The sequence below is a fragment of the Paraburkholderia phenoliruptrix genome, assembly GCF_047325075.1.
GTDB lineage: Bacteria > Pseudomonadota > Gammaproteobacteria > Burkholderiales > Burkholderiaceae > Paraburkholderia > Paraburkholderia phenoliruptrix.
The window spans coordinates 420,875-442,195 of sequence record NZ_CP168531.1; the positions used below are offsets into that span (position 1 = coordinate 420,875).

Sequence of the window (21,321 nt, forward strand, 5' to 3'; positions counted from 1 at the left end):
TACGAGCAGTGCACACTGCTCCCAGAGCACCGACTGCACCCGCGAAACAGCCGGGCAATGCCTGTGCACAGAGCCGATAAAACGGGCGCTTTTTCCGCGTCTCACGAAGATAAAGTACTTTTTTACCGTTTTGCCTGCATGTTCGTGTGTTTTCGGTTGAAGCCGAAAAAGCTATGGCACAATCGCCGTTCTTTTTCGCGTGGTGCCTCGCCTCTAGCGGTACCCGCTGCTACGGAACGGTGCCGTTCAATCAGACTCTGATTCAACGTCGACGGCGTTCTTTCACCGTGCCGTGCCGGCTGCGACGGCCGCACCCCTGAATGCGCCGGGATCCTTGCGACTGCGGCGCGTTCGAATCATCCGATCGTTGAAAATTCGCAACGCGGATCACGCGAAGCGATGTACGCCAGTGGAACGTCTCGTGCGTCCACCCGCTCGCCGGTGTTCGCGCCGGCTCACGCTGGTTCGTGTCATCTGCCGTTGCAGCAAAGGAGAACCCATAACGATGAATTCGGCGTTTTCATTTTTTCCAGCCTGGCCGCTCGCACCCGACGCCATCTTTTGGGCTGGTCTCGCCTTACTCGCCGCGGGCTTGTGCGGCGAGCTGTGCTACCGCGCGTGGCGTTTGCCGCGTATTTCCGGCTATGCCGTCATCGGTCTGATTGCCGGCGCGGCCGGTTCGGGCGTGATCGACGCCGATTCGGCCAAGGCAGCGCGGCCGTTGCTCGACGTGGCGCTCGGCCTGCTGCTGTTCGAACTCGGCAGCCGGCTCGATCTGCGCTGGATCCGCCGTAACCCGTGGCTTGTGATGTCGAGCGTCGCCGAAGCCACGCTCACTTTCGCGCTGGTCTTGCCGGTGCTGCTGTTCCTGAACGTGCCGCTGATGGTCGCAACGGTGCTCGCCGCCATTGCCATGGCGACTTCGCCCGCCATGGTGATCCAGCTCAAGACTGAGCTTCGCGCGGAAGGGCAGGTCACGCAGCGTCTTTTGACGCTTACCGCCTTGAACAGCATGTATGCGGTCGTGATCGAAAAGCTGGTGTCGAGCTGGCTGCATCAGGAAGCGTACGGCAACGTGTTCGCAACGATTCTCCAGCCGCTTTATCTGCTGGTCGGCTCGCTCGTGCTCGCGTATCTGCTCGCGCGCACCTGCACGTTCTTTTACCGGCGGCTCAATATGCAGGACGAGCATTCGTTCGTCGCCCTCTTCGGCCTCGTTTTGCTGGCCATTGCGGTGGCGCATCTGTTCAAGCTGTCGACCATTCTCGCGCTGCTGGCGGCCGGCATCATCGTGAAGAATCACGAAGCGCGGCCGCAGCTGTGGCCTCAGCACTTCGGCACCGCCGGTTGGCTGCTCACCGTGATTCTGTTCGTACTCACGCTGACATCGTTCGAATGGAAAGACATTGCGCTCGGCGGCGTCGCGGCGCTGGGCCTGATTGTTGCGCGTCTGGTCGCAAAGCTCGTCGGCGTGCTCGCGTTTGCGAAGCCGAGCGGGCTGAACTGGAAGCAGGGCATGGCGCTCGGTTTGTCGCTCTCGCCCATGTCGGCGCTGGCTTATCTGCTCGTCGACGACACCTACAACCTGTATCCGAATTTCGATCCGCAACTGCGGGCCATCGTCATGTGTTCGATCGTCGTGCTGCAGATTCTCGGGCCGTGGCTCGTTTATCGCAGCCTCGCGCTGGTTGCCGAACGGCGCGAAGAGTAGCGCTTCGCCATTCAGATCGCGCGTTATTCAGGTTATTCGCTTCACATAACGGCCGGGCTTCCGACAACCGCCCGGCCGACCTCACTCAGGGGACGCCATGTCACTCGAACCCTTCATCGATTCGAAGCCGTTCACTTTCGGTGTCGAACTCGAGATGCAGATCGTCAATACGCATGACTATGATCTGACCAAAGCCGGCTCGGATCTGCTGCGCCTCGTCAAGGATCAGAAGATCCCCGGCAATATCACGCCGGAAATCACCGAGAGCATGATCGAACTCTCTACCGGAATCTGCACGAATCACGAGCAGGCGCTTGCCGATCTGCGCAAGATTCGCGACACGCTCGTTTCGGCAGCGGATCATCTGAATGTCGGCCTGTGCGGTGGCGGCACGCACGCTTTCCAGCAATGGAGCGAGCGGCAGATCGTGGATACGCCGCGTTTTCAGTATCTTTCCGAGCTCTACGGCTATCTCGCCAAGCAGTTCACGGTGTTCGGCCAGCACGTGCACATCGGCTGCCCGGACGCGGACAGCGCGCTATTCCTTTTGCATTCGATGTCGCGCTTTATCCCGCATTTCATTGCGTTGTCCGCATCGTCTCCGTTCGTGCAGGGCGTGGACACCGGTTTTCACTCGGCACGCCTGAATTCCGTGTTTGCCTTTCCGCTGTCGGGCCGCGCGCCGTTCGTGCTGACGTGGGACAGTTTCGAGGAATATTTCTCGAAGATGGTCCACACGGGCGTGGTCAACAGCATGAAAGACTTCTACTGGGACATCCGGCCGAAGCCGGGTTTCGGCACCATCGAAGTACGCGTCATGGACACGCCGCTTTCCGTGGATCGCGCCGCGGCCATTGCGTGCTACATCCAGACGCTCGCGCGGCATCTGCTGCTCGACAAGCCGGTCACGCCGCATGAAGACGATTACCTCGTCTACACGTTCAACCGCTTCGAGGCCTGCCGCTTCGGTCTCGCCGGCACCTGCATCAATCCGCAGACGGGCGAACGCAAGACCATTTCGGAAGATATCCTCGAAACGCTCGACCGGATCGCGCCGCACGGCGACGCGCTGGGTTCGGGCCATGCGCTTGCTGAAATCGGCGCGATCGCACGCGGCCAGATCAACGATGCAACGTGGCTAAGAGGCGTCGTCGAAAAGGAAAAATCGCTGCATGAAGCCGTGCGGCAGCAGTGCCTGAAGTGGCGAGCCTGACCGATCGGGCGTCTTTGCTTGTGTTCAACCGTAACAAACCCGCCACGCGCGGGTTTTTTTTCGTCATTAAAATTTCCAGTTCGGTGCCCTTAAGGTTTTTCAAATATGTACGTATACAAACGTAGTAGTAGTTAACAAGCAGCGCCGCAGGCTGTGGACAACTGAATAATTCCCTGCAAAGTCAAGGCGCTGCGTAAACCATAAGTGGACCGGTGAGCAGTGGGCGGGCGTCGCTCGGCGAGGACAACTTAAGGACTGGTAAGTGTGGTACGGATACCTATCAAGAATCGGCGCACATGTCTTCCCCGATGTTGTCCCACGGTTATCCACAGATTAGATTGGATAACTTAGCTGTACGATTCGCCGCTCTCGCATAGAATGTCGTCTTAACTGCTTTGGCTTGCAAGGCGGTGAATTTTTGAGATAGTTGAGACCGTCTCGTCCTGTTTTGGGCGGGGCTACCCCACACAGGCTACGGGCGTTCCCGGCGAGCAATCGGCCGGCACCGCACAAAAGCTGTAAATAAACCAATCGAAGATTATGAGCGAAGGCGTATACGGAGAACAGGCAACCGGGCGAGTCACCCACAGCCTCTTGCGACTCAGCACGGCAATGCGAAGCCAGGCTTGGGAATGGGCCGAAGGCGCGGGGCTCACGCCCACGCAGGGCGAAATCCTGGTTCTGTTGATGCAGCGAAAGGGTCCGATGCGGCTCGGGGAAATCGCGCGCGAAACGGCACTGACCGCGGCGACCACCAGCGACGCTGTCAGCACGCTGGAAACCAAGGGGCTGGTCGAGAAACGCCGCGCGCTCGATGACGGCCGCGCGCTCGCCGTGCGCCTCACCGCTCGTGGCCGTACAGCTGCGAAGCGCGCCGCGCAATGGCCGGACTTCCTTGCGAAGGCAGTTGGCACCTTGCGCGACGACGAGCAGGCCACGTTCTACCGAACGCTGCTCAAGACGGTTTATCAACTGGAAGCGCAGGGCACGATTCCGCCGCACCGCATGTGCCTGAGCTGCACTCATTTCGAGCCGAGCAAGAATCCGAAGAAGGCGCCGCATCACTGCAAGCTGCTCGATCTGAATATGGCGGACACCGACCTGCGTCTGGATTGCGCGGTGCATGAAACCGCGGATGTCGCCACCCAGAAGAAGACCTGGAAGATCTTCGCCCAGTAAGGCGGCTGCTCACCGGGCAATCCGCTACACTGCAACCGGCAGCGGCAGACGGCACACGCCGTCTGCCGGCCTTTCCGGCGCCGCGTAGCGGCAGTCTGCAGTCAACCTGAAGGTGACAGGCTGATGAATCAGGAAGTTCTGGCCATTCGCCACGTGCACTTCGAGGATCTGGGCAGTCTCGAGCGGGTGCTCGGCGAACGCGGGCGCCCAGTCCGTTATCTCGACGTCGGCTTTGCCCGCATCGAGGCGCCGAACCCCGTCACGCCGTCGTTGATGGTCGTGCTCGGCGGCCCGATCAGCGCGACCGACGACGCGCTTTATCCCACGCTCGTGCCGCTGCTTTCGATGATCGAAAAGCGCATCGAAGCAGGGCTTCCCACACTCGGCATCTGTCTCGGCGCGCAACTGATCGCGCGGGCGCTCGGCGCGCGGGTGTATCCGGCGGGCCAGACGGAACTCGGCTGGGAACCGCTCACGCTCACCGATGCCGGTCGTTCATCGCCGGTGCGTCATCTGGATGGCGCGCATACGTCCATGCTGCATTGGCATGGCGACACCTTCGATCTTCCCGCCAACGCAACGCGCCTCGCCTCCACGCGTGCATGCGAGAACCAGGCTTTCACATGGGGCCGCCATGTGCTCGCGCTGCAATGTCATCCGGAGATCCGCACAGATCGCTTCGAGCCTTGGCTGATCGGCAATGCGGGTGAACTCGTCGGTCATGGAATCGACGCGCGTCAACTGCGCGCCGAGACCGCGCAATTCGGTCCGGCTCTCGAGGCCGCGGCTTGCCGCATGTTCGGCGAATGGCTGGATCAGGTCGAAGCGAAACCCTGAGCGGCATCACGTTGATCACGAGCGTGGGCTGCCTGCAGCAAACGACTCACGGTGCTATGCTCGATCGCTCTCGGGTTTCTACTGGGCGGTGATCCATGAGCGCGCTATTTTCTCCACTCACGCTGCGCAGCGTGACGCTTCCGAACCGTATCGTCGTATCGCCGATGTGCCAGTATTCCGCCGAACGCGGCGAGGCCACCGCGTGGCACATGATTCACCTTGGCAGCCTCGCCTTGTCCGGCGCGGGCATGCTGTGCATCGAGGCGACGGCGGTCGAACCGGACGGCCGCATCACGCCCGGCGATCTCGGCTTGTGGGACGATGCAACCGAGGCCGCGCTCAGGCCAGTGCTTGCCGCGATCCGCAAGCATTCGCATATCAACGTGACGATGCAGTTGTCGCACGCGGGGCGCAAGGCATCGAGTCATGCGCCTTGGGAAGGCGGCCAGCTGATTCCGGTATCGCAAGGCGGCTGGTTGCCGCACGCGCCCTCGGCATTGCCGCACAAGGCCGGCGAAGAACCGCCGCTCGCGCTCGACACGCCGGGGCTCAATCGGATCCGCGAAGCCTTCGCGGCGTCCGCGCGGCGCGCAGCGCGCCTCGGCATCGACGCACTGGAAGTGCATGCGGCGCACGGCTATCTGCTGCACCAGTTCCTCTCGCCGCTCGCCAATCAACGGGACGACGACTACGGCGGGTCGCTCGAAAACCGCATGCGCTTTCCGCTTGAAATCTTCGACATCGTGCGCGCGTCTTTTCCCGCCGACAAACCCGTCGGCGTGCGTGTGTCCGCGACGGATTGGGTGGAAGGCGGCTGGTCGCTCGACGACACCATCGCGTTTGCGCACGAGTTGAAAAAGCGCGGGTGCGACTGGATCGACGTATCGTCCGGCGGCGTCTCGCCGTTGCAGAAGATTCCGCTCGAGCCGGGCTATCAGATTCCGTTCGCGAAGGCTGTCAAGAAAGCGACGGCCCTCACGACCATCGGCGTCGGACTCATCACCGACCCGGTTCACGCTGAGCAACTGATCGAAGAGGGCGATGCCGATCTCATCGCGCTGGCTCGTGCGTTGCTGTACAACCCGCGCTGGCCGTGGCATGCGGCCGCGCAACTCGGCGCGACAGTCGAGGCGCCGCCGCAGTACTGGCGCTCGCAGCCGCGCGACCAGAAGGCGCTGTTCGGCGAGATTTCATTCGGGCAACGATGAAGCAGCACGCGCGCATCGCACATGCTCACGCGGCATATGGTTTTGACGGTTGAACGAAGCCGTCTTGACCGTGTAGGATGCCGGATGTGGCGCATGTGCGTCGCAGTGTCGACGCGGCGCTCGCAGGGCGCCGCGTTTGCTATCAGCGCCAGAAAAATCAGCGCGTCAGACGCGGGCGTTTCCGACGGCTGCCGGACTTCATCCCCAGTTCTTCACAAGGATTCATTCAATGAGTTCACGCAGGATCGCCGTGCGTCGTTCCGGTGTGCACGGCAAAGGCGTGTTTGCGCTCGAACCGATTGCGGCCGGCGAGCGGCTAATCGAATACAAGGGCGAGCGGATTTCCTGGAAAGAAGCGTTGCGCCGTCATCCGCATAATCCTGACGAACCGAATCACACGTTCTACTTTGCGCTCGACAGCGGCAAGGTGATCGACGGCAAGGTGAACGGCAACAGCGCGCGCTGGATCAACCACTCGTGTGCGCCGAACTGCGAAGCGGAAGAGATCGACGGTCACGTGTATGTGCACGCGCTGCGCGACATCGCCGAGGGTGAAGAACTCTTCTATGACTACGGCCTTGTGATCGACGCGCGCCAGACCAAGAAGCTGAAGAAGGAATACGAATGCCGCTGCGGCTCGCGCAAGTGCCGCGGCACCATGCTGGCGCCGCCGGAGAAGGAGAAGGGCGCGGATAAAGCGGCTAAGGCGACCAAAGCGTCCAGGTCCGCGAAGTCTGAGAAATCCGCTAAAGCGGCAAAGAAAGCCAAAAAGAAGTAACACGCGGCGAGCTGCGGGGTTCGTCGTGCGAATGACGCCCGCGCAGCGCGCTCCAACAAGTTATCGCTACAGATCGACCGGCGCCGAGTGCGCCGGTTTTTTGTCGTGGCCTTGCTTGAGGTCGTTCGCGTCTTTCGGCAAAGCGGCTTTCACGAGCGGAATGCGCACGATAAAGCGCGCTCCGCCTTCCGGCGCATCTTCGTAATGCACGGTGCCGTGATGCAGCGCCATGATGTCGTGCACGATCGCGAGGCCGAGCCCGGCGCCGCCGTCCACGCCGGCATCGCTCTGACCGTCGCCGCGGAAGAACCGCTTGAACAGATCGGCCTGCTGCGTAGGCGGCACGCCCGCGCCATTGTCTTCGACCACGATCTCGGCCATGCGCACGTCGTCCACCACGGTTTGCGACACGGTGACCGTGATGCGCCCGCCGTCGAAGCGCGAAGGCGGCACATACTTCAGCGCGTTATCCAGCAGATTCGCAATCACTTCATGCAGCAACACGGGATTGCCGCGCGCGATTAACGGCTGATCGTTGGCGGGATCGTCGAGCCGCTGAAAGCCCAGGTCGATGTGCGAGGCCAGCGCGCGCGGTACCCATTCCGCGCCGGTGTCGAAGGCGAGCGCGGCCATGTCGACATTGACGAAGCGCGCGGCCTGCTCGGCCGGCTCCGCCCGCGCGAGCGACAGCAGCTGGTTGGACAGGCGCACCGCGCGATCGGCGGCCGCGCGCAGCTCCCGCACCGCGGCGAGCGTCTGCTGCGGATCGCGCGCGACCGCAGCCTGCTCCGCATGCAGCTTGACGGCCGTGAGCGGCGTGCGCAGTTGATGCGCGGCATCGGCGATAAATTTGCGCTGACCGTCGAGCGCGGTCTTGAGACGGCCGAGCAGGGCGTTAACTGCACCGGTCAGCGGGCGGATCTCGACGGGCACATAGGTTTCGTCGACCGGCTCGAGCGACGTGTGCGTTTGCCGGTTCAGCGAATCGGCGAGATCGGTCAGCGGGTTGAGCTGCTGATTCACCACTCGCCACACGATCACCCAGCCCGCGAGCAGCAGCAACAGCAGCGGCATCATGATCGCCACGAGAAACTCGGCGGCGATGCGAAAGCGGTGATGCACCGGCTGCCCGACCTCGACGACGATCGGGTTGCCGACCGGCTGATCGACGCGTACTTGCGCGACGCGCACCGTTACGCCCTGGTGCTGCGTTTCGAACACGTACGCGTAGTGCATACGCCGAACACTCGTGCCTTGCAGCGGCAGCGTTTTATCGCCGGCAATTTCGGTTTCGCCGTTGCTGATCCGATAGACCAGATGCTCGATCGGATCGGAAAACATGGCTTGTGCGAGCGGCGGCACGGTAATGGGCGCTTCCGGACCCGCAATCTGGATCTGCTTGGAGATGGCGGTGGCGAGGTCGGCGAGCGAGCGGTCGACCACGTGCTGCGTGTACTGCCACGCGAGCCAGTAGGCGATCAGGCCGCTCATCAGCGCGAGCAGCGAAAGGGGAGCAGCGAGGCGCCGCAGCAGCGTGCGGCGCAGACTATTGGCGGCCGGCTGGGGCATGATCGAGCGCGCGGGAAAAGAGCAGGCGCGAGGCGCCCTGAAGTTTCACCGGATGCCGGCAACTCGCGCACGCTGTGCGCTGCGCCGGCCCGGCGCCGTCGGGCCGCCAGCGGATGGCGGCCTTCACGACGATTATGCGGCCTGGCGGATTTCCTGCAACAGATAACCGAAACCGCGCACGGTGACGATTTCAACGCGGCAGTTTTCGAGCTTCTTGCGCACGCGGTGCACATAAACCTCGATGGCTGTGTCGCCGAGATCGCCGCCGAAATGCGTCAGATGGTCCTGCAGTTGCGCCTTGCTGACCACGCGGCCATGGCGCAGCAGCAGCATTTCGAGCACGGCGAATTCGCGCGGCGAGAGTTCGAGCGGCTTGTCGTCGTTGAAAATGCGGCGATCCACGCCCGACAGGCGCACGCCGCCGAGCGACACTTCCGGACGCGGCATGTCGCCGTGCGGACCGCTGCGGCGCATCACGGCACGAATGCGCGCTTCGAGTTCGGTCGGCTCGAACGGCTTGAGCATGTAGTCGTCCGCGCCGGAATTGAGGCCTTGCACGCGGTCGTTCAGTTCGTCGCGCGCGGTGAGGATGATCACGGGCGTATGGCGATTGCTCTGACGGAAGCGCGAGAGCAGCGTCATGCCGTCGATGCCCGGCAAGCCGAGGTCGAGAATCACCAGTTCGTGGCGGTTTTGCGTGAGGGCCTGTTCGGCGAAAATGCCGTCGTGGACCATGTCGACAGTGAAGCCGGCTTGTTCGAGACTGCTTTGGATGCCGCGTGCGATGGGACGGTCATCTTCGATCAGAAGGAGTCGCATGGATTTCGCTCAAGTACAATGGGTTTAGGCGTTCGGGCAAGCGGTTCGCCGGGGCGCCTGCTTCACAGACTGGTTCGCCCGTCTGCTGCATCGAGCAGCTTGCTCGCGCCCTCCGGATAATCGAAGCATGTCCGAGATCAGCATTCAGGAACTCGAAGCCGCGATCAACTTCTGGCGCGCCCGCTCACCCGCGAGCGGGGACGAACTCATTCTGTGCAAGGAGGCAAGCGCGCTCTCCAAGCCGTATGCGCTCCTGATTGTACAGCGTCGGAACACGCTATCGCGGGATCGTTTGGACGCGAATGCACAGCAGGCATGGGATTCTTACGTGCGCCTTAAAAATGGCCTGTAGAACTGAAGGTTTGTCTACGGCATTGCCTGCAAAGCCCTTTCAATACGACGAATTCTGAGCGGTGGCTGCGTGCACTGCGACACGCTCGATACACCGCGCCGGTTCAATGTCGCGCGTCGTGAGGCCATTCGCTTCGTGCGTCGACAGGCCGATCTCCACCTTGTCGTACGCGTTGAACCGCTCCGGGCGATCAGACGCGTGGCGCGTACGCCATGCAATAATCGCGCATCAAACTTGGATTCGATGCGGGTTTTCTACATGCTGGATCTCGACCACTTCGACCTGGCGCTGCTCGACGTACTGCAGCGCTTTGGCCGCGCCACGCATCAGCAGCTTGCCGAACAGGTGCCGCTGTCGCCGTCGCAGATTGGGCGGCGCTTGCAGCGGCTCGAGCAGGTCGGTGTGGTGGACGGCTATCGCGTCGTGCTGCGGCCGGAAAAGCTCGGCTTGGGCGTCACCGCCTTTACGAGCCTCAAGCTGAAACATCACGGCGACTCGATCATCGAGCAGTTTCAGCAGCAGATCGACGTGTTGCCCGAAGTGCTGGAATGCCACGCGGTGGTGGGCGACGCCGACTATCTGCTGCGCATCGTCGCGCCCGACCTCAACTATCTGTCCACCTTCGTGATGAAGAAGCTGATGCGCGTGCCGGGCGTGGATAGCGTGCGCTCGAACATCGTGCTCACCACGTTCAAGCGCAACGGGCCGCTGCCGCTTGCGCATCTGTCGCCGGGAACGGCCGCGGGCTGAAGCGGCTCGCGCGGCCCTGCCGCGGAGGCCCTCCGCGCTGCCCTACCGCGCATATTGGCGCTTTTACGCAGCCTGCTTCGGCTCGCCGTTCGGGCTGCTCAGCAGATCGACATAGGCCACCGCCACGAGATCCGTTTCGGGCACGCCGAGGCTCGCGAACATCGCATGCGCTTCCGCGTGGCCGTGTTCCTCGTCGTCGTCCTGTCCGAGCACCACTTCGAGTTCGACGAAATCGCCCAGGCCGTCGACGCGGTCCAGATGAATGCGCGTGCGTCCCGCGAGATACACGTGCCGTTCCTTGGTCACAATGCCGCGCGTGGTCAGCGCCGTCGCAAGCAGCGCGTGCATGGCTTCGGGATTCGTCACCGGGCTGCGCGTGTAGTACGAGGCCTTCGGCCCGTCGCGGTCGTCGCGCTGGTAGAAGATCAGTTCGGCGGGCGTGCCGTCGTCGAACTGGCGCAGCTTCAGGCGCCCGCGCGGGACGTCGTAGAAGAAGTCCTGCTGGCGGAAGATCAGCGGCGCGTCCGGCGCGAGCTGCGCCGCGCGTTCGCGCAGCTGCTCAAAATGCTGGGCGCGGGCTTTTATTTCGATGTTGCGTGCCATGTCGGCCTCCTGTCGGGAATGGGATGGCCGGCAGCTTGCGTCGTGTGCGGTGAAGCTGCCGGGACAGACAGAGTCGGTTGGAACGGAAAAGCGGCGAGACGGGCGCATGAGCGAACCGCCAATCTAACAAAAACTGCGTGACGCCGCGGTTTCACGCAGCAGCGAGGCGTAGCGCGAGGCTTCGCGCGTGCTGTCATGAGAACCGCTCATATCGCGGCGCGTCACGCTCAGACGATCGTCAAGGCGTGCCCGGCGCGTCCGTCAGCTGGCCCATTGCAACTCGATCAGCTTGAGCGCGGCGGCTATCGCCGGCTCGTCTTTGCGTTCGGCAAGCGCGATGAAGCTCAGTTGCGTCGGCACCGTAATGCCTTCCACGATCGTCAGCGCATGCGCGTGCGCCTCGGCAAGGGCAATCGCGTCGCGCGCCAGCGTCAGACCCACGCCGGACTTGACGAGATCGAGCATGGACGGCTCCTGGTCGACTTCCGCGACCTTCACCGGCTTCACGCCCGCCTCGCCGAATGCGCGCGACAAGAGCCGGTTGTGTGCGGAGGCTGGCGGCGTCCAGATCCACGGAAAGGCGGCGAGCGAGCGCCAGTCGCGCGCGCCTTTGACGCGGTCTTTCCAGCCGGCCGGCGCCAGCACGCGGTACTGGAAATGCGTGAGCGTCAGCGTGTGGAACGCGGGCGCGTCGCGGCTCTCGTCGTCGGAAGGCACGCCGATGTAGTAGCCGACGTCGAGTTCGCCCGCGCGGACCTGCTCCAGCACCCAGCCCGACATGCCGTGCCGCAAGGCCGTTTCGATATGCGGCCACGTCTCCACCAGCTGCTTGAGAAAGCCGCCCAGCCGCAGAAACTCAGGATCGAGAATGGTGCCGATGCGCAGCCGCCCGCGCACCTCCTGACGCAGCGACTGCGCCGCGCGCTGCACGTCGCTCGCCGCGGCCAGCGCGCGTTCGGCGTGCGGCAGCAGCGCCTGGCCGTCGCGCGTGAGCGAGAGTCCATGCGACGTACGCGTGAACAGCGTCACGCCGAGCGTCTCCTGCAAATGCTTGATTTGCAGGCTGACGGCCGGCTGCGTCAGATGCAGTTGCACCGCCGCGCGCGTGAGGTTGCCCTCGCGTGCCACGGTGACGAACGCGCGTAGCAGAATGAGATCCATCCGCTGATATTAACGCCGCTTATAGCGCAGTTGAGCATTACTCATTGGATTTCGCTCGGCGAAGCGCCGTACGCTCGTGTTTCAGCACGCCATTCTTGTGGCGGAAGATCGCGGCAGCCATCCCGGATGATGGTCCACCACCGAGAGGAACAACATGAGCGAGACATATCAGGACGAAACCGTCCGCGCGGGTGCCGGCGTGCGCACGCTGGCGCATTTCATCAACGGCAAGGCTATCGACGGAACCAGCGGCCGTCACGGCGACGTCTTCAATCCCGCCCTCGGCGCGGTGAGCGCGCGGGTGCCGCTCGGCAGCGTGGCCGAAGTGGACGCCGCGGTTGCCGCCGCGTATGCCGCGTTTCCCGCGTGGAGCGAAACGGCGCCCATCAAGCGCGCGCGCGTGCTGTTCAAGTTCAAGGAGTTGCTCGACCGCCATCACGACGAGCTGGCCGAACTGATCACACGCGAGCACGGCAAGGTGTTTTCCGACGCGAAGGGCGAGGTGATGCGCGGCATCGAAGTGGTCGAGTTCGCGTGTGGCATTCCCAATCTGCTGAAGACCGACTTTACCGACCAGATCGGCGGCGGCATCGACAACTGGAATCTGCGCCAGCCGCTCGGCGTGGTCGCCGGCATTACGCCGTTCAATTTTCCGATGATGGTGCCATGCTGGATGTTCCCCGTCGCCATCGCCTGCGGCAACACGTTCGTGCTCAAGCCGTCGGAGCGCGACCCGTCGGCGGCGAACCGTCTCGCGGAATTGCTGAAGGAAGCAGGCTTGCCCGACGGCGTATTCAATGTCGTGCACGGCGACAAGGTCGCGGTCGACGCGCTCCTCGTGCATCCCGACGTGAGCGCGGTGTCGTTTGTCGGCTCCACGCCGATTGCCGAATACATCCACACGGAAGGCACCAGGCACGGCAAGCGCGTGCAGGCGCTGGGCGGCGCCAAGAACCACCTCGTCGTGATGCCGGACGCCGACCTCGACCAGGCCGTCGATGCGCTGATCGGCGCCGCGTACGGTTCCGCCGGCGAGCGTTGCATGGCGATTTCCGTGGCGGTCGCGGTCGGGCATATCGCCGATGAGCTGATCGAGCGGCTCACGCCTCGCGTGAAGAGCCTGAAGATTCTGAACGGCATGGAATCGGCTGCCGAAATGGGACCGTTGGTAACCGCCGCGCATCGCGACAAAGTGCTGGGCTATATCGAAGCCGGCGTCGCCGCGGGTGCGAAGCTTGTCGTGGATGGCCGCGCTCATCGCGTCGACGGACACGAGAAGGGGTTCTTTCTTGGCGGTACGTTGTTCGACAATGTGTCGACCGATATGAAGATTTACCGCGAGGAAATTTTCGGGCCGGTGCTGTGCGTGGTGCGCGTGCCGGATTTTGCGTCGGCGGTGGAGCTCATCAACGCCAACGAGTTTGCGAACGGCGTGTCGTTGTTCACGTCGGACGGCGGAATCGCGCGCGCTTTCTCGCGGCAGATCCAGATCGGCATGGTCGGCATCAACGTGCCGATTCCGGTGCCGATGGCGTGGCACTCGTTCGGCGGCTGGAAGAAGTCGCTGTTCGGCGATCATCACGCGTACGGCGAGGAAGGCGTGCGGTTCTACACGCGCTACAAGAGCATCATGCAGCGCTGGCCTGACAGCATCGCGAAGGGCGCCGAGTTCACCATGCCGGTCGCCAAGTAGTGCTGATGATGTTGGCCTTCGGCGATGCTCGCGCAGTGCTTCGCGCGGCCCGCCGAAAGCATCGATAAAACCGGTCGCCGCTCACTGCGCTGCCGGAAAAAATGATTAGGAGACTGAACGATGAGCCACGTGCAAGCCGCGTCTTCCGAGCGGCGTCTCGAAGGCGAGTTCGACTACATCATTGTCGGCGCGGGGACGGCGGGCTGCGTGCTCGCCAATCGTCTGACCGAAGATCCCGACGTGCAGGTGCTCCTGCTCGAAGCAGGCGGCAAGGACGACTATCACTGGATTCATGTGCCGGTCGGCTATCTGTACTGTATCGGCAATCCTCGCACTGACTGGCTCTATAAAACGCAGGCGGAGCCGGGCCTCAACGGGCGCGCGCTTTCGTATCCGCGCGGCCGCGTGCTCGGCGGTTGTTCGTCGATCAACGGCATGATCTATATGCGCGGGCAACGCGAGGACTACGACGAGTGGGCGCGCGTGACGAACGATCCGTCGTGGTCGTGGGACGCGGTGCTGCCGGTCTTCAAACGCAGCGAAGATCACTACGCGGGCGCGAGCGAAGCGCACGGCGAGGGTGGGCCGTGGCGCGTCGAAAAACAGCGCCTCAAGTGGAAGATACTCGAGGAGTTTGCGAAGGCCGCGCAACAGACAGGCATTCCCGCTACCGACGACTTCAACCGCGGCGATAACACCGGCGTCGGCTATTTCGACGTCAATCAGAAGCGCGGCATTCGCTGGAATGCGTCGAAGGCATTCTTGCGTCCGGCAATGCGGCGGCCGAATCTCACTGTCATCACCGGCGCGCACACTCAGCGCGTCACATTCGAAGGACGCCGCTGCACCGGCGTCGAATATCGCGGCGACGGTACCGACTATATGGCGAAGGCGCGCTGGGAAGTGATATTGAGTTCGGGCGCGGTCAACTCGCCGCAATTGCTCGAGTTGTCCGGCATCGGGAATGGTGCGCGTCTGCAGAACCTGGGTATCGGCGTGGTCAACGATCTGCGCGGCGTCGGCGAAAATTTGCAGGATCATTTGCAACTGCGCATGGCCTATCGCGTGGACGGCGTTCGCACGCTGAATACTGCGTCCGCGCATTGGTGGGGCAAGCTGATGATCGGCATGCAGTATGCGTTTTTCCAAAGCGGTCCCATGTCGATGTCGCCGTCGCAACTGGGCGCTTTCGCGAAGTCCGATCCGGACGATCGCTCGCTCACGCGCCCCGACCTCGAATATCACGTGCAGCCGCTTTCGCTGGATCGCTTCGGCGAGCCGCTGCACCGCTTCAATGCATTCACCGCATCGGTGTGCCAGTTGCGGCCCACATCGCGCGGCAGCATTCATATCGAATCGGTGGACGCTGCGGCGCCTCCGCTCATCGCGCCCAACTATCTCTCCACCGACTATGACCGGCACGTGGCCGCGAACGCGCTGCGTCTCACGCGCCGCATTGCAGCCGCGCCCGCGCTCGTGCGTTACCAGCCTCGGGAAATCTTGCCGGGCATCGAGTATCAGACCGAGGAAGAACTACAGCGTGCGGCAGGTCTCGTCGGCACGACGATTTTCCATCCGGTAGGCACATGCCGCATGGGCACGACCGACGATCCCGCAGCAGTGGTGGACAACCGGCTACGAGTTATCGGGGTTGACGGTCTGCGTGTGGTCGATGCATCCGTCATGCCGACCATCACGTCCGGCAACACGAATTCGCCCACGTTGATGATTGCCGAACGAGGCAGCGCGATGATTCGCGAGGACCGTCGCGCGCGCGTGACGGGCAGCGTGGCCGCACGCGCGGCCAATGCGGTATCGATGTCCGCTGTGTGACACACGTCGCGTCGCGGCACGCGTGGCAGGCGCCGCCTTTGCATGCGGGGCTGCCCACGCATGTCTCCGATAAGAGACTGCGGCGCGCGATTACATACATACACCATCCACTAAGTGCAAATCCCAATGAATGCGCTGCATCATTGGCGCGACAATGGCAGCCATGCTGCGTGTTGCCCCAAGGATTACCGTCCGGATTGGTGCAGCACGCCAACGAGCGTGCACGGGGTGCCGCCGTCCAAATAGTCGCGCAGAGCTTCGCGCGAAAGATCGTAGTGCTTCGCCTCACTCCGTATGGAAGGGAACATGATTCTCGGCGATACGATTCTCGAAACGCGCGGCCTCACCCGTGAGTTCAAAGGCTTCATTGCCGTGAACGGCGTGAACCTGCGCGTGCGCCGCGGCTCGATCCATGCGCTGATCGGGCCCAATGGAGCGGGCAAGACCACCTGCTTCAACCTGCTCACCAAGTTTCTCGAACCGACGGCCGGTCAGATCGTTTTCAACGGCGTCGACATCACGCATGAGCGGCCGGCGCAGATCGCGCGGCGCGGCATCATCCGTTCATTCCAGATTTCCGCTGTGTTTCCGCATCTGACGGCATTGCAGAATGTGCGCGTCGGTTTGCAGCGCTCGCTCGGTACCGCCTTTCATTTCTGGAAGAGCGAGCGCACGCTGCGCCGGCTCGACGACCGCGCGATGGATCTGCTCACGCAGGTGGGCCTGACCGATTTCGCCGATGTGTTGACGGTCGAACTCTCCTATGGCCGCAAGCGCGCGCTCGAAATCGCGACCACGCTCGCCATGGAGCCCGAGCTGATGCTGCTCGACGAACCGACGCAAGGCATGGGCCACGAAGACGTCGACCGCGTCACGGCGCTGATCAAGAAAGTATCGAGCGGCCGCACGATCCTGATGGTCGAACACAATATGAACGTGATTGCCGGCATCTCCGACACGATCACCGTGCTGCAACGGGGCGAAGTGCTCGCCGAGGGCACGTATGCCGACGTGTCGAAGAACCCGCTCGTGATGCAAGCCTACATGGGCAGCGCCGACGCGGCGCTCGCCGGAGCCCACGCATGAACACAATTGCCGAGCGCGAAGGCCTCGAGGTGAGCGGCAAGGCCGCGGGCGCGCCCGCACTCCAGATAGCGGGACTGCAAGCCTGGTACGGGGAATCGCATATCCTGCATGGCGTCGATCTGACCGTGGACCGCGGGGAGGTCGTCACGCTGCTCGGCCGCAATGGCGCGGGGCGCACCACCACCTTGCGCGCGATCATGGGCCTCACGGGCCGGCGCACAGGGTCGATCCGCGTTGGCGGCCGCGAAACGATCAATCTGCCCACGCATCGCATTGCGCATCACGGCATTGGTTATTGCCCTGAAGAGCGCGGCATTTTTTCGAGCCTCTCGTGCGAGGAAAATCTGTTGCTGCCGCCGCTCGTCGGCGACAAGGCGCACATGATGTCGCTCGAGGAAATCTATGCGATGTTCCCGAATCTTCAGGAACGCCGCATGAGCCAGGGCACACGGCTCTCCGGCGGCGAGCAGCAGATGCTCGCGGTCGCGCGTATTCTGCGCACGGGCGCCAATCTGCTGTTGCTGGACGAGATCTCCGAAGGGCTCGCGCCTGTCATCGTGCAGGCGCTCGCGCGCATGATCGTCACACTGAAGGCGCGTGGCTACACGATTGTGATGGTCGAACAGAATTTCCGCTTTGCCGCGCCGCTTGCCGATCGCTTCTACGTGATGGAGCACGGAACGATCGTCGAACACTTCGGGGCTAGTGAACTCGAAAGCAAGATGCCGGTCCTGCATGATCTGCTGGGCGTGTAGAGAGCACGCCCCATTGCCTCTGATAACCACAAGCGAAGAACCAGGAGACACAAATGAAAAAGAACCCACTCGCGCGAATTGCTTCAGTCTGCTTCGCGGTCGCAGCCGGCGCCGCCATCACCATGAGCAGCGCGCAAGCGGCAGATGACGCAGTGAAGATCGGCTTCATCACCGACATGTCGGGGCTTTACGCGGACATCGATGGCCAGGGCGGTCTCGAAGCGATCCGCATGGCCGTGGCCGATTTCGGCGGCAAGGTCAACGGCAAGCCGATCACGGTGCTGTATGCGGATCACCAGAACAAGGCGGACATTGCAGCGTCGCGCGCGCGCGAATGGATGGATCGCGAGGGTCTCGATCTGCTGATCGGCGGCACGAACTCGGCAACGGGTCTTTCGATGAACACCGTCGCCGGTGAAAAGCACAAGGTGTACATCAGCATCGGCGCGGGTGCCGACACGCTGACCAACGAGCAATGCACGCCGTACACTATTCACTATGCGTACGACACCACTGCGCTCGCAAAGGGCACGGGCTCGGCAGTGGTGAAGCAGGGCGGCAAGACGTGGTACTTCCTGACCGCCGACTACGCGTTCGGCAAGGCGCTCGAAAAGAACACGGCAGACGTGGTGAAGGCGAGCGGCGGCCAGGTGCTGGGCTCGGTGCGTCATCCGCTGTCGGCGTCGGACTTCTCGTCGTTCCTGTTGCAGGCGCAGTCGTCGAAAGCGCAGGTTCTCGGTCTCGCGAATGCAGGCGGCGATACCATCAACTCGATCAAGGCAGCGAAGGAATTCGGCATTACGAAGACCATGAAGCTCGCTGCGTTGCTGATGTTCATCAACGACGTGCATAGCCTCGGCCTCGAAACGACGCAGGGCCTTGTGCTGACGGACAGCTGGTACTGGAACAAGGACGCGAACACGCGCAAGTGGGCGCAGCGTTACTTCGACAAGATGCGCAAGATGCCGTCGAGCCTGCAGGCCGCCGACTATTCCGCGACGATGAATTACCTGAAGGCGGTGCAGGCGGTCGGTTCGACCGATGCCGACAAGGTGATGGCGCAACTCAAGAAGACGAAGATCGACGACTTCTATGCGAAGGGCTACATCCGTCAGGACGGCAGCATGATCCACGACATGTACCTGATGCAGGTGAAGACGCCGGCAGAGTCGAAAGAACCTTGGGACTACTACAAGATCACCGCGACAATCCCCGGCGAGCAGGCGTTCACGACAAAGGCCGAAACGCGCTGCGCACTGTGGAAATAAGCGACGCGTGATGGCCTGAGCGACGGCTGGCTGTCCGCGGGCAGACAGCCGTTCGTTTGCGTTGTTCCGTTTGTTTCATATGGCGCGCGCCGGGCGTTATGCGCGTGCTGTTCGCGTGCCGGCCCGATCGTGCGCGACCGATCTCACCTTGACGATGGGTGAAGGCTTCAATGGACATCTTTGGCATTCCGCTTCCCGCGATGCTGAGCCAGTTGCTGCTCGGGCTCGTGAACGGCTCGTTCTACGCAATTCTGAGTCTGGGACTTGCGGTGATCTTCGGCTTGCTGAACGTGATCAATTTCGCGCACGGCGCGTTGTTCATGCTCGGCGCGATGCTCGCGTGGATGGGCTTCTCTTACTTCGGCGTGCCGTACTGGCCGATGCTGATCATCGCGCCGCTCGTCGTCGGTCTGTTCGGGGTCCTGATTGAACGCTCGATGCTGCGCTGGCTGTACAAGCTCGATCATCTGTACGGACTGCTGCTCACGTTCGGGCTCACGCTCGTCGTCGAGGGCGTATTCCGCTCCATCTACGGCTCGTCCGGACAGCCGTACGACGTGCCGTCGGCACTGTCCGGCGCGACCAACCTTGGCTTCATGTTCCTGCCGAACTATCGCGCGTGGGTGGTGGTGGCCTCGCTGATTGTGTGCTTCGCGACGTGGTTCGTCATCGAAAAAACGCGGCTCGGCGCCTATCTGCGCGCGGGCACGGAAAACCCGAAACTCGTCGAGGCTTTCGGCATCAACGTGCCGCTGATGATCACGCTCACCTACGGTTTCGGCGTCGCGCTTGCCGCGTTCGCCGGCGTACTCGCCGCACCCGTGATTCAGGTCTCGCCGCTGATGGGCCAGCCGATGATCATCACCGTGTTCGCGGTGGTCGTGATCGGCGGGATGGGGTCGATCATGGGCTCGATTCTGACCGGCCTGATGCTGGGCGTGATCGAAGGACTGACGCGCGTGTTCTATCCGGAAGCGTCGGCGACCGTCGTGTTCGTCATCATGGCGCTCGTGCTGCTGGTGCGCCCGGCGGGTCTCTTCGGCAAGGAAAAATGATGCATAGAAAAGTGCTCTACGGTCTGCTGCTGCTCGCGCTCCTCGCGGTGCCCGTGCTCGGCATCTATCCGCTCTTCGTGATGAAGGTGATGTGCTTCGCGCTTTTTGCCGCCGCCTTCAACCTGTTGATCGGCTACACCGGGCTGCTGTCGTTCGGGCATGCCATGTTTCTCGCGTCGGCGGGCTATATCACCGGTTACGCGATGCAGACGCTCGGCTTCTCCCCTGAACTGGGCGTGCTCGCAGGCACGGCCAGCGCGACGCTGCTGGGTCTTGTCGTCGGCATCTTCGCGATTCGCCGCCAGGGCATTTACTTCGCGATGGTGACGCTCGCGCTCGCGCAAATGGTCTACTTCGTGTTCCTGCAGGCGCCCTTCACGCATGGCGAAGATGGCCTGCAAGGCGTGCCGCGCGGCAAGCTCTTCGGCCTGCTGGATTTGACGTCCGATGTCGCGCTGTACTTCGTCGTGCTGACAATCATGGTGCTCGCGTTCCTGCTGATCGTGCGGATCGTGCATTCGCCGTTCGGGCAGGTGCTGGTGGCGATCAAGGAGAACGAGCCGCGCGCCGTGTCGCTCGGTTACGATACCGACCGCTTCAAGTTGCTCGCCTTCATCCTGTCGGCGGGGCTGGCGGGACTCGCGGGCTCGCTCAAGGTGGTGGTGCAGGGCTTCGAGACCCTGAGCGACGCCTATTGGACCATGTCAGGCCTCGTCGTGCTGATGACGCTCGTCGGCGGAATGGGCACGTTGTTTGGGCCGCTGCTCGGTGCTGCGCTGATCGTGGCGCTCGAGGATCGCCTCGGCGATATTGGAGGCGCGCTGGCTTCCACGACAGGCGTGGAATGGTTCCGCTCATTGGGCGAATCGGTCACCATTGTGACGGGCATCATCTTTATTGCATGCGTGCTCGCTTTCCGGCGCGGCATTGTCGGCGAAATCATCGCGCGCGTGCGGCCGCTGCGCGCGTGAGCAAAGGCGAATTGAAATGCTTCGGTATCCGATCCAATTCTCGCTGCTGTGCAGTATGGACACCAAGGCGCGCTTAGGCCCTTATTTGCGTATCCTGCGGCGACGCCGGCTCTATGCGCCCCAATTCAGTGCCGCAGTGCACCACTAGGGTAATTGCTAGTTGTGGCATGCCGGGTGCTCATTTAATCTTCATGCAGTTCTGATGCACCACGAATTTGCAGGTGGAGAACGAGGAGACATGAGGCACTAAGTGCCCACACGAAAGCGCTGTTGGATTGATATCCAACAGCGCTTTTTATTTGTCGATTTTCGATTGGCGTCATTCAAATCTTTTGCTAACGCGGTGACGGTTTTTTATGTCGCCGGTAATTAGCCTTTTCCCGCATCGCACCCCTTCAAAACGCTTGCGGCGCGCGGCTTCCGTCCGCTACACTCCTTATTCACCGACCGCTGGGTCGGGATTTAATTCACGAATTTAAT

Annotated in this window: 20 protein-coding genes; 15 read left to right on the forward strand and 5 right to left on the reverse strand. The window is 62.5% G+C overall.

Annotated elements, in window-relative coordinates; all coding sequences use genetic code 11:
• The first annotated feature begins 505 nt into the window (after positions 1-505).
• The 6 genes from ACEN8U_RS13815 to ACEN8U_RS13840 all read left to right on the forward strand — a co-directional run bounded on the left by ACEN8U_RS13815 (position 506) and on the right by ACEN8U_RS13840 (position 6,926).
• On the forward strand, positions 506-1,711 hold the full coding sequence (locus tag ACEN8U_RS13815) for a cation:proton antiporter (RefSeq protein WP_013590084.1): 1,206 nt from the start codon (positions 506-508) through the stop codon (positions 1,709-1,711).
• A 97-nt stretch (positions 1,712-1,808) separates the two neighbouring features.
• Positions 1,809-2,924, forward strand: a complete 1,116-nt coding sequence (locus ACEN8U_RS13820) for a YbdK family carboxylate-amine ligase (RefSeq protein ID WP_015004106.1) — start codon at positions 1,809-1,811, stop codon at positions 2,922-2,924.
• Between the two features lie 540 nt (positions 2,925-3,464).
• Positions 3,465-4,103 carry a MarR family winged helix-turn-helix transcriptional regulator gene (locus ACEN8U_RS13825; protein ID WP_015004105.1) on the forward strand — a complete coding sequence of 213 codons (639 nt, stop codon included), beginning with the start codon at positions 3,465-3,467 and terminating at the stop codon, positions 4,101-4,103.
• A gap of 123 nt (positions 4,104-4,226) precedes the next feature.
• Positions 4,227-4,940: a glutamine amidotransferase gene (locus ACEN8U_RS13830; RefSeq protein WP_310104525.1), complete on the forward strand. Its 714-nt coding sequence runs from the start codon at positions 4,227-4,229 to the stop codon at positions 4,938-4,940.
• Between the two features lie 95 nt (positions 4,941-5,035).
• The gene (locus tag ACEN8U_RS13835) at positions 5,036-6,148 is read left to right on the forward strand and encodes an NADH:flavin oxidoreductase/NADH oxidase (RefSeq protein WP_310104523.1); all 1,113 of its coding nucleotides are present in this window, start codon (positions 5,036-5,038) and stop codon (positions 6,146-6,148) included.
• 229 nt (positions 6,149-6,377) lie between these two features.
• On the forward strand, positions 6,378-6,926 hold the full coding sequence (locus ACEN8U_RS13840) for an SET domain-containing protein (protein ID WP_310104520.1): 549 nt from the start codon (positions 6,378-6,380) through the stop codon (positions 6,924-6,926).
• 66 nt (positions 6,927-6,992) lie between these two features.
• On the opposite strand, the gene ACEN8U_RS13845 is transcribed toward ACEN8U_RS13840, so the two are convergent.
• Positions 6,993-8,495 (reverse strand): sensor histidine kinase, encoded by a 1,503-nt coding sequence (locus ACEN8U_RS13845; protein ID WP_015004101.1) that lies wholly within the window; start codon positions 8,493-8,495, stop codon positions 6,993-6,995.
• Between the two features lie 132 nt (positions 8,496-8,627).
• Entirely contained in the window at positions 8,628-9,314 is a 687-nt protein-coding gene (locus ACEN8U_RS13850) for a response regulator transcription factor (RefSeq protein WP_013590077.1), read from the reverse strand.
• 127 nt (positions 9,315-9,441) lie between these two features.
• Between ACEN8U_RS13850 and ACEN8U_RS13855 the strand changes: the two genes are divergently transcribed.
• A complete protein-coding gene (locus ACEN8U_RS13855; protein WP_310104516.1) occupies positions 9,442-9,666 on the forward strand; it encodes a DUF3717 domain-containing protein in 225 nt (74 codons plus the stop codon).
• Between the two features lie 39 nt (positions 9,667-9,705).
• On the opposite strand, the gene ACEN8U_RS13860 is transcribed toward ACEN8U_RS13855, so the two are convergent.
• A complete protein-coding gene (locus ACEN8U_RS13860; RefSeq protein ID WP_374725902.1) occupies positions 9,706-9,825 on the reverse strand; it encodes a hypothetical protein in 120 nt (39 codons plus the stop codon).
• Positions 9,826-9,924: 99 nt separating this feature from the next.
• On the opposite strand from ACEN8U_RS13860, the gene ACEN8U_RS13865 reads away from it, so the two are divergent.
• The gene (locus tag ACEN8U_RS13865; RefSeq protein WP_013590075.1) at positions 9,925-10,416 is read left to right on the forward strand and encodes an Lrp/AsnC family transcriptional regulator; all 492 of its coding nucleotides are present in this window, start codon (positions 9,925-9,927) and stop codon (positions 10,414-10,416) included.
• Between the two features lie 63 nt (positions 10,417-10,479).
• On the opposite strand, the gene ACEN8U_RS13870 is transcribed toward ACEN8U_RS13865, so the two are convergent.
• Positions 10,480-11,019, reverse strand: coding sequence for a class IV adenylate cyclase (locus ACEN8U_RS13870; protein ID WP_015004099.1), 540 nt, complete (start codon positions 11,017-11,019; stop codon positions 10,480-10,482).
• A 261-nt stretch (positions 11,020-11,280) separates the two neighbouring features.
• Positions 11,281-12,180 carry a LysR family transcriptional regulator gene (locus tag ACEN8U_RS13875; protein ID WP_015004098.1) on the reverse strand — a complete coding sequence of 300 codons (900 nt, stop codon included), beginning with the start codon at positions 12,178-12,180 and terminating at the stop codon, positions 11,281-11,283.
• A 154-nt stretch (positions 12,181-12,334) separates the two neighbouring features.
• On the opposite strand from ACEN8U_RS13875, the gene ACEN8U_RS13880 reads away from it, so the two are divergent.
• The 7 genes from ACEN8U_RS13880 to ACEN8U_RS13910 all read left to right on the forward strand — a co-directional run bounded on the left by ACEN8U_RS13880 (position 12,335) and on the right by ACEN8U_RS13910 (position 20,841).
• The gene (locus tag ACEN8U_RS13880) at positions 12,335-13,873 is read left to right on the forward strand and encodes a CoA-acylating methylmalonate-semialdehyde dehydrogenase (protein ID WP_015004097.1); all 1,539 of its coding nucleotides are present in this window, start codon (positions 12,335-12,337) and stop codon (positions 13,871-13,873) included.
• Positions 13,874-13,993: 120 nt separating this feature from the next.
• Complete coding sequence (locus ACEN8U_RS13885) at positions 13,994-15,706, forward strand: GMC family oxidoreductase (protein ID WP_310104511.1); 1,713 nt, start codon at positions 13,994-13,996, stop codon at positions 15,704-15,706.
• Positions 15,707-16,012: 306 nt separating this feature from the next.
• Positions 16,013-16,792 carry an ABC transporter ATP-binding protein gene (locus ACEN8U_RS13890; protein WP_013590070.1) on the forward strand — a complete coding sequence of 260 codons (780 nt, stop codon included), beginning with the start codon at positions 16,013-16,015 and terminating at the stop codon, positions 16,790-16,792.
• Entirely contained in the window at positions 16,789-17,547 is a 759-nt protein-coding gene (locus ACEN8U_RS13895; protein ID WP_310104508.1) for an ABC transporter ATP-binding protein, read from the forward strand. Before ACEN8U_RS13890 ends, ACEN8U_RS13895 begins: the two co-directional genes overlap by 4 nt.
• A 53-nt stretch (positions 17,548-17,600) precedes the next feature.
• Positions 17,601-18,815: an ABC transporter substrate-binding protein gene (locus ACEN8U_RS13900; protein ID WP_013590068.1), complete on the forward strand. Its 1,215-nt coding sequence runs from the start codon at positions 17,601-17,603 to the stop codon at positions 18,813-18,815.
• 170 nt (positions 18,816-18,985) lie between these two features.
• A complete protein-coding gene (locus ACEN8U_RS13905) occupies positions 18,986-19,870 on the forward strand; it encodes a branched-chain amino acid ABC transporter permease (RefSeq protein WP_015004094.1) in 885 nt (294 codons plus the stop codon).
• The gene (locus tag ACEN8U_RS13910; RefSeq protein ID WP_310106312.1) at positions 19,870-20,841 is read left to right on the forward strand and encodes a branched-chain amino acid ABC transporter permease; all 972 of its coding nucleotides are present in this window, start codon (positions 19,870-19,872) and stop codon (positions 20,839-20,841) included. The genes ACEN8U_RS13905 and ACEN8U_RS13910 overlap by 1 nt, the downstream gene beginning before the upstream one ends.
• The last annotated feature ends 480 nt before the right edge of the window (positions 20,842-21,321 follow it).